The sequence below is a fragment of the Niallia yueguangensis genome (genome assembly GCF_052663115.1).
Window position 1 is genome coordinate 130794 of the sequence record NZ_JBQTCX010000002.1, and the last position, 13854, is coordinate 144647.

The window sequence follows — 13854 nt, forward strand, 5'->3', positions numbered from 1 at the left end:
CTCTCTTCAAGGGAGAATAAAAAATCCTCCCAATTTATTTGGAAGGATTAGCCGTACCTGTGCATCATCAAATAAGCTATTAATAACTCCAGACTGTCGACAAACGTTTTCGATCTGCCTAAAAAGTGTCATTTTTAGACATTGCCGACAATCCAACGCTATTTTAATAACTCCATCATTTACAGAAAATGGGCAGACTAATCCTATTTTGTATGATTTGAAATATGCCATTCCAAATTTAAAAAATAAGATTAGTTAATCATCGTCCACCCATCATCCCTTCTGCGTTTATTAACATTAGTATAACATGAATGCATCTGTAAAATAAAGGGTATAAGGGAGTATAAAAAGACAATATCGTCATTGCTATTAGTTATTACGCTCCATCAAAGTAAAGATATCTTTTTCAAAAGATAAGAAAGTATAAAATTTTCAACTTAGACGAGTGTCTAGCTCCAGCGCCCTATCGACTTCAACGCTTCCCTCACCTCGTCTACGATAAGTCAACATCGAATCGCTATGCTCTTCGTGTTTCCTTTATCTCTGTAAGGTACACAATCTAAAACCGCCACGTCCTGTGGCAACGATTGTGTGATCCACATCCTGTGGAACTCACCTTTTTTTGTCGATGAGCAAGGGCGCTTCCGCTTTTCTTAAAAGATAAGAAAGTATAAAATTTCGAACCTAGTTTAGTGTCTAGCTCCGGCGCATAGCTCTTGTGAAAAATAACCCCATGCCTCTAAAAGTAAAAAACACTTTTTGAGTCATGTGAACATTTTTCTTCAGAGCTGATCAAGGCGCCTGCGCTTTTCTTATTTTCCCATGTTTTCTTAGCAATAAACTTCACATTTTCTTCAATCCTCTGAACTCGTTCATCAAGCATATCAAAACGCTCTCTCATTTCCTGTTTCATTATGTCTTGGTTTTCACTAATTCTGCATGGCGATTCTTCATTTCAGTTTGTAATTCTTCACGGTTTTTCTTTATTTCTAATTGTAATTCGTTATAGTTTTTCTTCATTTCCAATTGTAACTCTTCATGGCTTTTCCTAAATTCCAATTGTAATTCTTTAATAGCTTGAAAAATTTGTTCCATTTTTATCAGCCTTTCTTATGGATATTTTACAATAGTTAGATGAAAAAAGAGTAATGTTTATGGTAGAGAAATATGAGGTACCTTCGAAGTATACAATTGATTATAAAACAACTGGCGTGTGTTTTGTAGTAAAAGATAAATTTGACAGTGGTCATAGGAACGCCACTGGGTTTTCCTCGAATATGCTAGAATATTAGAGACTAACGACTATAAATGATAAAAGAAAAAAGGAAGTGTAATATTTGTTATACCTATTAAAATTTATTTATGGCTTTTTACTTCCTCCGGGTTTATTTACTACATTGTTGCTATTGTTTAGTATTTGGTTATTTTATAAGAAAGTTTCCTACTATAAAATAATGCTGCTCATTACTTTCATCGTATATACTCTTTCCATTCCATTAACAGGTGATCTTTTAATAAGATCCTTAGAAAAAAAATATGAACAACCTAATGAAATGAATGGTGATGTCATTATCATGTTAGGTGCTGGTGCAGTTAGTGGAACACCAGATATGGACGGGATAGGACAGCTATCGGGATCTGCTGCTAACCGCTTAATAACCACAGCAAGGCTTTATCAATTGACGGGGTTGCCGATCATTGTTTCTGGTGGACAAGTTTTCGAAGATTCAGGCAATGAAGCAGAAATTGCCAAACGACAATTAGTAGGGTTAGGAGTGCCGTCAGAAAAGATTTATTTGGAGAATAAAAGCTTAAATACTACGGAAAATGCACAAAACTCCAAAAAAATATTGTTGGAAAAAGACTTCAAACGTCCTGTTTTAGTAACTTCAGCATTTCATATGGATAGGTCCGTTAAGAATTTTTCACAAATAGGAATAACCGTTCAACCGTATCCAACTGATTATTTAGCTAGTTCAACTATCAAATTATATGCAAACAAATTTGTTCCTTCTAACTTAACTAATGTTAATCTTGCTCTTAAAGAATATCTAGGTAAGTTAGCAATCGATACGAAGAGTTTTTTTTATTAGATAGAAAAGAGGTGGATGTTGGCGCCTAACTCCCAGTGTGTGACCATTAGATTAAATGATACGACATTACTGGGAATTGATTTATATCAATTGGAGCCTCTGCGAACATGAATCGTTCGTAATGGCGATTAGCTGAAGGTCGTTTAAGTCAACAAAAATAATCGTTGAAATCATAGTTTTAATCAAACGTTTGTTTAAATTCCATTGTTATTGGGAGTAATATTTATGGTAAAGACGTAATTTGCTGTTTTTTTTATGTTTTCTTTAGCCGTTTTTTAAGTTTGGACCGAAATTTGGGCATATTGGTCTTTTTTTCGCTTCAAGCATTCAGTTTTTGCTTTCGCTCCGCTTTTCTTTTTCCTGTAAGTTAAGTGTTACCTAGGAATAACAAGAAAAGCGCTTTTCGAGAAGGAAAAGACAATGGAACTTGCTAGTTTTGAAAGTTTAGTAGAACAGTATACTCCAATGATCCATCATATGATAAAAAACCTCTCCATTTATAAAAATAAGGAAGAATTTGTGCAGCTTGGCTTAATTAGTATTTGGGAAGCATCCCATACCTTTCAGCCAGAGAAAGGCAAATACAGCAGCTATCTTTACCGGCATATGTGGGGAAGATTTGTCGATGAATTAAAGAAACGGACAAAAGAGCAAGAACGATACGTTCATCCAGAAGAAGAATTTTGGTCCGTAATAGAAAGCCCCAGCCTGTATACAGAAGATGAATATATGATTAGACAACTATGCAAGCCATTAACAGACTGCCAAACCAAATGGGTCATCTATACGATTATCCATCAGATGACCATTAAAGAAATTGCCGAAAAAGAAAACGTCTCTCCCTCTGCAGTGAAATGGTGGAAGAAAGGGGCGGTTGAGAAGTTGAGGGTGATTTTGTAGAGAGGAAAACCTGTTGCAAGTTAAATGGTTCATACAAATCAAGTTTAAAAAGCCTGTTTTTCTATTTAAATATAGGAAAATAGGCTTTTTCGTTTTTATTTTACAAAACGAATCTAAGTGTAAAGGAAAGTGTGAAACTTTCTCAGCCGAGTGCAAATAGAACAAGTCCCGTGAATACGCTATAAGATAGACTAATAGAGGATGGGATGAGAGATGGATTTTCCAACACAAATAGCGATACAAAGAATAAAGCAGCCGCGATTGGACGTATATGTTCCAGTTGTACATGGTCTTAAGAATCAATCTGCTCAAACAGCGATCAATCAACAAATCATAAAAACGGTAAGGGAATTAATTCAAAAGCAAGGATATTACGAAAATCCACAAACCGAAATAACCGGTTTTTTTGAACTGAAAACGAATGAAAGAGGCATTTTGAGTTTAACCATCGAGCATTATTCTTATTCTGGTGGAGCACATGGAATGACGTATATTGTAGGATTAACTTTTAATGTACACACCGGTGAGAAATATAAACTCTCTGATTTGTTTAAACCGAACAGCCCGTATGTTGAGGTGCTTTCTAAAATAGTCGGCCAACAAATAAAGGAGCGTGACATTTTCATATTTGAGCCATTTAAAGCGATTAGTCCCAGTCAAGATTTTTATATTGCCGACAAGTCCCTCGTTCTTTATTACCAGCTATATGAATTAACGGCATATGCATATGGATTTCCTTACTTTCCTATTTCCATTTATGAGATTCAAGATATCGTTAGCGAAGAGGGACCATTGGGGAAAATGTTTTAATGGAGAAGTTGTCTTTTGGAGAAGGGCATTCTGTTAATAAACGTAAAGCAACTATTGAATTGATTGTCCAGGTAATCCTGCGCAGTCAATTGCTGATTCTGAGAAGATTTGAAGAGAGTATGATCAGCTTTTTTGTCGTAATTTGTCATAAAAGAAATACTTTTTATTGTAAAATATATAGTAAAATAGTTCTATAGGGGTATTTAATAAATATTCAAGGAAGTCGGGAGGAGGTTAGTGACAGATTAATCAAAAGATTGTTGCTTTTAGATAAACTGGATGGATGAGGGTAGAAGAGTTTGAGGAATTGCAATAGGAATATTTTGAGTAAAGGGATCAAACCCTTTATAAGATTTTTTATGAATAAACTAATGGGAGATGTTGATCAAATTGAATAATATTTTTAGAAAAGTATTTTTTACAATCATTACTTTGTTCATTTTCTTTATAATCAAACAAAATCATTTTGTTTATGCAGATGCTGCAGATGCAGCATTAATAAATGTTAACCAGAGGTATTCTGGAGAATTAACAAGCTTTGACGATACCGATTATTATAAAGTGATTTTAGAAGAAGATGGCAATGTTACTTTATCAATAAAACAAAAATCTGATACAACTTGGTATGGCAGCATTGAAAATAGCAATGGAGATGTTTACGAAGATATAAAAACTGATAGTAGTGGAATGGTATCTGAAGATGCTGTTACACAAGTAGGGTTGCCAAAAGGAACCTATTACATAAAAATAAATAATTATTATAATGCAGATGGTATACCATATGAATTTTCTGTGAATTTCACAAAAAGTAGTACATATGAAAAAGAAATGAACAATGATGTAACAAGTGCAAATGATATCCAAACATATCAAACGTATATTGGTAGTATCAATAATTATAATGATATGGACTTTTATAAATTTACTATTCCAAAGGATGGCAATGTTTCATTAGCTATTAAGAACAAGTTAGAATCGAGATGGGAGGGGCATATTCAAGATAGTCAAGGAAATATTTATGAGGAACTTAGTACAGATAACAGTGGATCAGTTGATGGAAATACGACTACCGAAGTAGGCTTGCCGCAAGGAACTTATTATATTAAAGTAGATTACTATTACTCAGCTGAGAACATTCCATATGAAATGAGTGTAGGTTATACCGAAAGCAATAATTATGAAAAAGAGAATAATAATAATGTTACAGCTGCAAATACTATTAACTTAAATCAATTATATAATGGCAGAATTAATAAATATAATGATAAGGATTTTTATACATTTACATTGCCGAGCGACGGAAATGTAGCATTATCACTAAAAAATATGCCTGGATCAAGTTGGACTGCTACTATTCAAAATAGTAAAGGAGAAACTTATCAAAACCTTAATTCAGATGATAGTGAGTTAGTAAAAGGAAATTCTGTCGTAAATACAGGACTTGCCAAAGGAACATACTATATTAGGGTAGAGGGAGATTATCATTCAGAAGATAAAACATATGATTTAAAAGCTAAATTTACGAAAAGCAATAATTATGAAAAAGAATTTAATAATAGTTTATCTGCTGCTAATAAAATGAAACTAAATCAAAAATATTATGGCAGTGAAAATGATTACGAAGATAAAGATATTTATAAATTTACTTTACCTAGTGATGGAAAAGTAACGATAAAAATGAAACAAAAAGCAGGAATAAAATGGGATGCGAATATACAAAATAGGTCAGGTCATACTTATAGTACATTAACAACAGATGATAGGGAAATAGTTTCAGGTTACGCAACTTCCAATAAAAAGATGAAAAAAGGAACCTATTATTTAGTTGTAAATAATTACAATTATAATGCAGTAAATGTACCATATGAAGTTAGCGTTTCATTGAAGTCTAACCCTTTAAAAACATCTCAAATAAAAGCAGCAAATAATAAAGGGAAAAAAGATAAGATTACAGTAAAGAGCCTATCTAAAGGGGATACAGTAAAAGTATATAATGCAAGTAAAAAAGGAACTGTATTAGCAACCAAAAAAGCGAGTGGTTCATCTGTAAATTTATCGATCAAACAGCTCGGAAAAAAAGCAGGCAAAGTATATGTAACCGTTACTCGTTCTGGAATGACAGAAAGTTCACGAACAGCGGTAAGTTATAAAGCAGAGAAATAGTCTGATTTAGTTGCATGTAAACATATGAACTTTTTTAGAATCAAAAGTATCCTCACCTAGTAGGGTGGGGGTATTTTTATATGGTGTAGGTCATGGTTAACATGAGGGGGTCAGCGTATAATAGCAAATAAGTCAAAGTCAAGGGTTGATAGGAGGACCTTTTAAAAGTTCTTATTCCTGAAAAGTTCGGTGGATGGGGAGAAACGTAGATAGATGTTGTTTCTATTGTAAGAACTTTGGCTAAATATGATAGTTCCCTAGCTCATGTCTATGGTTATCATTTCGTAAATTTAATCACATCACATTTATGGGGAAATGCTGAACAACAAGAATATTTTTATCGAGAAACAGCAAAGAACAATTGGTTTTGGCGCAATACATTGAATCCTGTTGATATTCAAGTGCTTGCACGTAACGATGGTCATGCCCACTGCCTGTAAAGATTTTGTAAAAATAATAAGTGGAAATTATGAAGTTTGTAAAATATACCAATTATTAGGTGAAAAATAGTTAGAAAAATGTAAAATGGTTATGAACAGGACTATATGTCTAGAGTGGTAATTAAAAAAGATAATAATCTCTTTCATCGTGGACAGACAATTCAATAATAAGAGGAAAAGATTTAGCCCGTATTTTTGACGAAAGCAAGAATAGACCGTTGTACATAGTAAACGAATCGATAAATTTTAGTAAAAGAATTGGAGAAGCAATAGAATATGAACGAAGTAAATAATATATTGAAAAAAATAGTATGGTTTCTTGAAAAATATTACTTTCTATTTTTTTCTATCATTTTATTGGTTGCCATCATCAATCTATTTTTCCATTTAAATATTGCACCTATAAAGGATTGGGATGAATCAAGGCATGGTATTAGCGCATATGAAATGCTCCAAACAGGAAATTATATTGTAAATACCTTTAGATATGAGCCGGATTATTGGAATCTAAAGCCGCCTATCAGCTTTTGGTCGATTATGCTAGGCTACAAAATAGTTGGATTTAATCCTTTGGGACTGCGGTTGGTATCTGCAATTAGTACACTTGTATTAATAATCGTTTTATCGCTTTTTGTCAAATACAAGCATGGAGGCCTGGCTTCCTTCGTTACAGCTGCTGTTCTTATAACAAGCAAACCGTTTATTCTTGAACATTCAGCGAGAACAGGAGATGCTGATTCCCTGTTTAATCTATTTTTTGCTTCTTCCATCATATGTTTACTCTTAATGGAAAAGAATATCAAATGGCTTTATTTATCAGGATTTCTGTTCTCCCTAGCTTTTCTTACAAAGAGCTGGCATGCTGGCAGTATTGCTATTATTGTAGGAATGTACTTACTATTTACAAAAAACATTTTAAAATGGAACATAAAAACCTGGTTTATGTTTCTATTTTCTATTTTTTTTCCGATCTTAACTTGGGTTATGATTAGATACCAATCTGATGGTGTAAGGTTTTTTAAAACGATGATTGAATATGATCTATTAAAGCGGTCTTCAGAGCCGCTTGAAGGTCATACAGGTGATATTTGGTATTATGTTAACATATTTCAAGTAGAGTATTTCTTTTGGCTCCTATTGCTAGTTGGAGGATTCTTCTCTTTCTTAAGTTTGAGTTCACATAATAAGATAGAAAGAGCAGATAAAAAATATACTTTTGGAATACTGTTATGGGTTATCATTCCATTTTCTGTTTTTACCATTGCTGAAACAAAGCTAAGATGGTATATACTGCCTCTTTATCCTGTAATGGCGTTGTTGATAGGTATATTTGTTAGCAAAATGATAAAAACGAGCAAAAATGGTATTTTAAACATTATGGTCGTTTTTATAATTATTTTTACCTTTTGTAAATATGAAATGGAAATTCTAAATAACATACAAAATATGCGCTTACCCGATGTCCAAGAGGTACTAAAAAAGCTAGAATCTAAAGAGAACTATCATGGGTATGATATATATATTTATGAAAAAGGTTGGTCTCAGAGCAAAATCTTAGCGGCGGAATTATTTGGAGACCTTCATGTAAAAAACGGTAATTACAAAGAATTTATGACAAGACAAGATGGGCTGCTGCTGCTCCCGAAAAACAAAGAAACTACTGAATTAATAAAAACAAAAAAATTAACAATAATTGTGGAGGGTCCTAAAGATTATATAGTGGCACGTCGCAGTGACGCCCCGTAATATTAATAGTATAGGGATTTGAAGCAATAGGGTGCGGTTTTTTTTCTATTTATAGAAAAGTTTAAATAGTAGGAGATTAAAGAAACGGACAAAAGAACAAGAACGATACGTTCATCCAGAAGAAGAATTTTGGTCCGTGATAGCAAGCGATTGGATCAAATCCCTTATAGAATCACACCAAAATAAATGGCAAAATCAAACGGCTGTTTTCTCAAAGTTTGTTGTTTTTTACATAAAAAAATGGGGGAAGAAGTATTCAGCAGACGGAATACACGTAGACTCCTGTGGGAATGCGAGAAAGACGAGACCCCACAGGAGCGTATGCGATGAGGAGGCTCGACGCTCGCCCACGGAAAGCGAAGTGTATTCGGGCTGCGGGTTTAAAAGCAACAATCTATACGGAAACAGCCAATCAAAAAGATTCCTCCACAGGTCTAACCGCTTCATTTTAAAGACTGGACGAGAAAAATGAAGAACTGTTATTCTTAGATATAAGCTAACGAAAAAAGCATCTTTCCAAACAGTTGTTAGCAATATGAAAAGAAGAGGTGTTCTATGAGCCAGTATTGGAATGAACTTGTCAAAAAACTAGAACCGTACGTTCCTGGAGAACAGCCGAAGGATAAATCATATGTAAAATTAAACACAAATGAAAATCCGTATCCTCCTTCTCCTTATGTACTAGAAGCCATTAAGCAAGCTGCTGATGAACAATTACGCTTGTATCCTGACCCAAACTGTGATCGATTGAGAGAAACAATCGCAAAGCATTATAACCTCTCGAGCAATCAAGTTTTTGTTGGCAACGGATCTGATGAGGTGCTTGGTTTTAGCTTCATGTCTTTCTTTTCACCTGATCAACCTGTATTATTTGCCGATATTACATATAGTTTTTATAAGGTCTACGCGAACTTATGCGGTTTACAAGTAAATCTCATTCCTCTTGAAGAAGACTTTAGTATTCCCATTGCTTCTTTTTGCGAGCCAAATGGAGGAGTGGTAATTCCGAATCCAAACGCACCAACCGGACAGCTTCTTTCATTATCTGACATCAAAACCATTCTTGATGCGAATCCAGAAAGCGTTGTGATTATTGATGAAGCTTATGTTGATTTTGGAGGGGAATCTGCCATCCCACTTATACAGGATTATCCAAATTTACTTGTCGTCCAAACACTCTCAAAATTCAGTTCCCTTGCTGGAATACGAGTTGGCTTTGCCCTTGGTAACGCTGAGTTAATTGATGGTCTTAATCGATTAAAAAATTCTTTTAATTCCTACACACTGGATCGTCTAGCGCTGGCAGGTGCTGTTGCAGCGATTGAAGATCACGATTATTTTCAACAAATGGCACAAAAAATCATAACAACAAGAGAGCAGACAGTTGCTGAATTAAAAGAGCTTGGATTTTCGATCGTCCCGTCAAAAGCAAATTTCCTTTTTATCACGCATCCAGAAATAAATGCTGAAACAATTTTTCAACAATTAAAAAGCATGGGCATTCTTGTCCGTTACTTTAACAAACCAAGAATCTCAAACTATTTAAGAGTCACTATCGGCACTGATGATGAAATGAAGCAGTTTTTAGATGGAGTTAAAACGATTTTACAAGGGAAATGAGGTATTGGGGTCTGACCCAATAGCTATCAAAAAAAGTCGAATTCCTTACTATGCTGAGGATTCGACTTTTTTTAAAGAGGGTTCTTAACAAATAGTATCTATCTTAGTGGAATCTTTCCCTTAACCTGCTTTAATGTTGCTACTATAAGAAAGCTAACAATCACTAATAAGAGCCATGAACTCACCTTTCCTAGATGAACGAGACTCCATGTATCGGTTTGGTTTGGATATTCCCAAGCTCCAAAGAACGTTGCGATATTTTCGGCTATCCATATAAAAAATCCGATGAGTACAAAAGAAAGGGCGAGTGGCATACGGTAACGAGTTCCATCAACCTCGTATGTAACCCATGATTGCCAAAAGACGATCATTACAAGTCCAGATAACCACCAACGAACGTCCATCCAATAATGGTGGGTGAAAAAATTCAAATAAATCGCAGCTGCAAGAGGTACAACTACCAAAAACGGTGGCCACTTAATGAGTTCAACCTTTAACCTCCTCCACGCCTGGCAAAGATAACTCGCTACACTTGCGTACATGAATCCGCTATACAAAGGCACTCCAAAAATTTTGAAATATCCTTCCTCTGGATAAGACCAGGAGCCCATATGTACCTTAAAAAGTTCAAGCGCAAGTCCAATAAGGTGGAACAAGGTAATCACTTTAAGTTCATCCCGTGTTTCAAGGCCAGAACGCACCATCCAGCCCTGCATCAGAAGGCAGATGAGAAGCAGCCAGTCATACCGTGGCAGGAATGGAAGTGGCATGATTTTTGTAAAAGCCAAAGAGGCAAAAATAACGACAGGAAACAAACATGATAGGGCCTGCTCCCAACCAAAACGAACGAGTTGTCTTAGTGCTCTCATGATTTATGCCTCCAAAGTTTTTTTCTCCATATCTGCCTGAATTGTATAGTAGCTAAATAGATTTAGGGTTAAGTGCATCGGTTCACCGCCGAATAACTTTCATTCCTTCTACATGTTAAATATTTAATCTTCGGCGTCTTCATCACTTCGGTATTCTAAAATATCTCCAGGTTGACATTCTAAAGCCTTGCAAATCGCCTCTAAAGTGGATAAACGAATCGCTTTTGCCTTTCCATTTTTTAATATAGAAAGATTAGCCATTGTTATTCCAACCCTCTCTGAAAGTTCTGTTACACTCATTTTCCTTTTCGCCAGCATCACATCAATATTGATTATAATCGCCATTGTTTTCACCTCAGACCGTTAAATCATTTTCGGATTTTATATCAATTGCCTCTTTTAACAGCATTTGAAGAACAGCAGCAAAGACGGCAATAACCGTTGAAGCGAAAATAATGACCAATCCGATTAAGATGATACCTGGAGCATCATCTCTCTCTGCCACAAGATAAAAGAGGGGCATGCCTACTACAAACAAACTACTGATAATGATTGCACAGTATTTTATTTTCTTTAAAGCCTTTACAGAAATTTGCGAGAACGCATTGTTCTTGTCAATATAGTGTAAAAGTTTAAAAGCCTGATACAGAGCAAAATAAAAAGGTATCGCCGCTGCATACAAATCGATAAAAACAAGATATTTTATAGAAGCAATATTTGGATACAATTCTGCTGCAAACTTTGCTATTTCCGGCACCAAAAAGATGCACAAAGCAAGAATTGGGATTCCAATAAGAATAACAGCTATTTTTAAAAAGAGTGTTGATCCTCGTTTCATAAAAAGCACCTCACTTAGTTATTTTCAATCTGAATTTAACATAATATTTATCGTTTTACAATAAAAAAATATTGAATATAGTTATATTATTGTTGTTATATAATGATTCTTTTTGATTTTAGACAAGAAAAAAAGCATTTCTCATTACGGGGAATGCTTGTTTAACTTTTATTTCTAATAATGGAAATTTAGTTTTTGATAATTTGTTAGAAAAAGCATTTTTTGAACAAATCTATAAAAAATATTTATAGGTTGTTTTATTTATTTCCTATTGTAATTACATTTCCGCGTGATAATATATAACATATATTTACCGATTTAATAATGAAGATACTTAAATAACACATTATTAATGAATATGTGTTAGAAAAAGTGACACGAGCGAAAGCGGGTGGCTTATGGTTGAAATTCGAAATATAAGAACTTTTTATTATGCAGCGACGACATTGAATTTTTCGGAAGCAGCAAAGCAAATGAATTATACGCAACCGGCAGTTACCTTGCAAATAAAAAAATGGAAGAGGAGTTTGGTTGTGAACTTTTCAAACAGGTTGGTAAGTATAAAGAGTTAACCGAAAGTGGAGTGATTGTTTTTGAGGCTGCGAAAAAGATACTGAATATTCTTTCTTCAATGGAAGATGACCTGAAGCACTCGGGCAAAAATGAAACACATGTGTCGATAGCGTCAGACATTAACTTTTTAAAAAATCATTTATTAAAAAAACTCGAAGACATTTACTTAAATGATCAAGACATAACGGTTGAACTAAATGTTGTAGAGGATTCTACGGATATTCTTTTGGGTGTACAGAATAAGAAATACGATATAGGAGTGGTTCACGGGAAGTATGAAGAATGGAATATGAAATGTCTTGAAGTACAGAACGATTACCATGAAGTTCCTGTTGGAGATGCTTTAAAGATTGATGTAGAGGATTATATTTCTCTTCCATATGCTGTCGTTATCGTCAATCCCAACGCCCCTTCTGGTCATTATCTACCTGTTAAAGATATAGAGCGATTGGTTAAGAGTGATTTGAATCGCTTAGTGATTATCGATGAAGCGTATATTGATTACGGTGGTGTTTCAGTGGCGCCTCTGGTGAAAAAATACAATAATCTTTTAGTAGTACAAACTTTTTCGAAATCACGGAATTTAGCGGGTGCGAGAATTGGTTTTGTATTGGGAGATGCTTCGCTCATTCATGATTTGAACGGGGTTCGCGGAACGACGAATCCATTCATGATGAGTATGATTCAAGAAAAAATTGCTTGTGCATCATTAGATGATAATGAATATTTTTCAAATTGTGTGCAAGAGGTTATCGCAATTAGAAGCTACTTTACAAAAGAACTTCGCCGTATGGGTTATACAGTGCTGGACAGTTTGACAAACTTTGTGTTGATTCAGCCAAGATATATAACAGCGGAGGAGTTGTATGAAGGATTAAAGAAACAAAAGATTTTGACAAGATTTTATAAAATGCCACGTATTGAGCAGTATCTACGTATTTCAATCGGGACTAAGGAGGACATGGATAAAGTTCTCGCCGCAATACAACAAATAGATGTACATCAGTCAAAATGTATAAAGATTTAATGATTTTATCGAGTAAAAAAGGCGATTTTTGAAAAAGAAGATGACATTGGGTCAGACCCAATGTCATCAACTTAAGATTCCATAAAATGTTATTAGATTAAACTGTCATAAAATTGTTATATTAAAACTAACAAATTACTTGACTTTTTAGGTTCAACGTCAAATGTTGGGGTGAAGTAAATTTATCTTCATCCTTCATCCAACGTGCACACCCATTTTTTTATACCTATCCGTTATTATATGTCCACCATTAAACAAACGGAAACAGATCAAATCATTGAACTGAAACAGCGTGGAAAAAAACAAGGAGAAGTCATCCGTTTACGTGCCATTAAATTCACTTTGGATTCCGGTGAGGAAGAACTTCTCCTCACCAATATAGAAGAAAAGCTGGGAATAGACGATTTTAAGGTCCTTTATTTTAAACGTTGGGGAATTGAAACAAAATATGATGAGTTGAAAAATAAGGTTTATATCCAAAAATTCACTGGTGATACGGCTTTATCTATTAAACAGGATTTTTATGCTACCATGTTTCTCGCAAACATAGCCGCCCTTGTAAAACAAGAAGCAGATGAAATAATTTCCAAAGAACAGAATGGAAAAGAGTTGAAATATGAATATGCCGCCAATCAACGACTTTTAAAAGGAAAGCTGAAAGATAATTTTATTCAATTAATGTTAGAAAAAAGCGCCAGAAAGCGTAATAAGCTGTATAAAAAATACTGAATGAAATTCAAAGGAATAGAGTTCCTAAAAGACCAGGTAGGAGTTT

Annotated in this window: 14 protein-coding genes; 10 read left to right on the forward strand and 4 right to left on the reverse strand. The window is 34.4% G+C overall.

Annotated features, from left to right (window positions below):
* Nucleotides 1-912: 912 nt before the first annotated feature.
* Complete coding sequence (locus ACTYA4_RS02300) at nt 913-1095, reverse strand: hypothetical protein (protein WP_443482020.1); 183 nt, start codon at nt 1093-1095, stop codon at nt 913-915.
* A 242-nt stretch (nt 1096-1337) separates the two neighbouring features.
* Here ACTYA4_RS02300 and ACTYA4_RS02305 point away from each other — a divergent pair, with 242 nt between their 5' ends.
* The 7 genes from ACTYA4_RS02305 to hisC all read left to right on the forward strand — a co-directional run bounded on the left by ACTYA4_RS02305 (nt 1338) and on the right by hisC (nt 9772).
* Nucleotides 1338-2093, forward strand: coding sequence for a YdcF family protein (locus ACTYA4_RS02305; RefSeq protein WP_443482021.1), 756 nt, complete (start codon nt 1338-1340; stop codon nt 2091-2093).
* A gap of 420 nt (nt 2094-2513) precedes the next feature.
* The gene (locus tag ACTYA4_RS02310; protein WP_443482022.1) at nt 2514-2993 is read left to right on the forward strand and encodes a sigma-70 family RNA polymerase sigma factor; all 480 of its coding nucleotides are present in this window, start codon (nt 2514-2516) and stop codon (nt 2991-2993) included.
* Between the two features lie 213 nt (nt 2994-3206).
* Nucleotides 3207-3803, forward strand: coding sequence for a DUF3298 and DUF4163 domain-containing protein (locus tag ACTYA4_RS02315; RefSeq protein ID WP_443482023.1), 597 nt, complete (start codon nt 3207-3209; stop codon nt 3801-3803).
* Nucleotides 3803-4000, forward strand: coding sequence for a hypothetical protein (locus ACTYA4_RS02320; RefSeq protein WP_443482024.1), 198 nt, complete (start codon nt 3803-3805; stop codon nt 3998-4000). Before ACTYA4_RS02315 ends, ACTYA4_RS02320 begins: the two co-directional genes overlap by 1 nt.
* Before the next feature lie 193 nt (nt 4001-4193).
* Nucleotides 4194-5966: a pre-peptidase C-terminal domain-containing protein gene (locus ACTYA4_RS02325; protein ID WP_443482025.1), complete on the forward strand. Its 1773-nt coding sequence runs from the start codon at nt 4194-4196 to the stop codon at nt 5964-5966.
* A gap of 716 nt (nt 5967-6682) precedes the next feature.
* A complete protein-coding gene (locus ACTYA4_RS02330) occupies nt 6683-8152 on the forward strand; it encodes an ArnT family glycosyltransferase (protein ID WP_445505456.1) in 1470 nt (489 codons plus the stop codon).
* Nucleotides 8153-8707: 555 nt separating this feature from the next.
* A complete protein-coding gene (hisC, locus tag ACTYA4_RS02335) occupies nt 8708-9772 on the forward strand; it encodes a histidinol-phosphate transaminase (RefSeq protein ID WP_443482027.1) in 1065 nt (354 codons plus the stop codon).
* Between the two features lie 98 nt (nt 9773-9870).
* Here the strand turns inward: hisC and ACTYA4_RS02340 are convergent, their stop codons facing one another.
* The 3 genes from ACTYA4_RS02340 to ACTYA4_RS02350 all read right to left on the reverse strand — a co-directional run bounded on the left by ACTYA4_RS02340 (nt 9871) and on the right by ACTYA4_RS02350 (nt 11479).
* Nucleotides 9871-10641: a DUF817 domain-containing protein gene (locus ACTYA4_RS02340; protein ID WP_443482028.1), complete on the reverse strand. Its 771-nt coding sequence runs from the start codon at nt 10639-10641 to the stop codon at nt 9871-9873.
* Between the two features lie 123 nt (nt 10642-10764).
* On the reverse strand, nt 10765-10986 hold the full coding sequence (locus ACTYA4_RS02345; protein ID WP_443482029.1) for a helix-turn-helix domain-containing protein: 222 nt from the start codon (nt 10984-10986) through the stop codon (nt 10765-10767).
* 10 nt (nt 10987-10996) lie between these two features.
* On the reverse strand, nt 10997-11479 hold the full coding sequence (locus ACTYA4_RS02350; protein WP_443482030.1) for a DUF2975 domain-containing protein: 483 nt from the start codon (nt 11477-11479) through the stop codon (nt 10997-10999).
* A 398-nt stretch (nt 11480-11877) separates the two neighbouring features.
* On the opposite strand from ACTYA4_RS02350, the gene ACTYA4_RS02355 reads away from it, so the two are divergent.
* From ACTYA4_RS02355 to ACTYA4_RS02365, 3 genes are all read left to right on the forward strand, one after another.
* Nucleotides 11878-12051 carry a helix-turn-helix domain-containing protein gene (locus ACTYA4_RS02355; protein WP_443482031.1) on the forward strand — a complete coding sequence of 58 codons (174 nt, stop codon included), beginning with the start codon at nt 11878-11880 and terminating at the stop codon, nt 12049-12051.
* Nucleotides 11994-13079, forward strand: coding sequence for an aminotransferase class I/II-fold pyridoxal phosphate-dependent enzyme (locus ACTYA4_RS02360; RefSeq protein WP_443482032.1), 1086 nt, complete (start codon nt 11994-11996; stop codon nt 13077-13079). Before ACTYA4_RS02355 ends, ACTYA4_RS02360 begins: the two co-directional genes overlap by 58 nt.
* A 240-nt stretch (nt 13080-13319) precedes the next feature.
* Nucleotides 13320-13808, forward strand: coding sequence for a hypothetical protein (locus ACTYA4_RS02365; protein ID WP_443482033.1), 489 nt, complete (start codon nt 13320-13322; stop codon nt 13806-13808).
* The last annotated feature ends 46 nt before the right edge of the window (nt 13809-13854 follow it).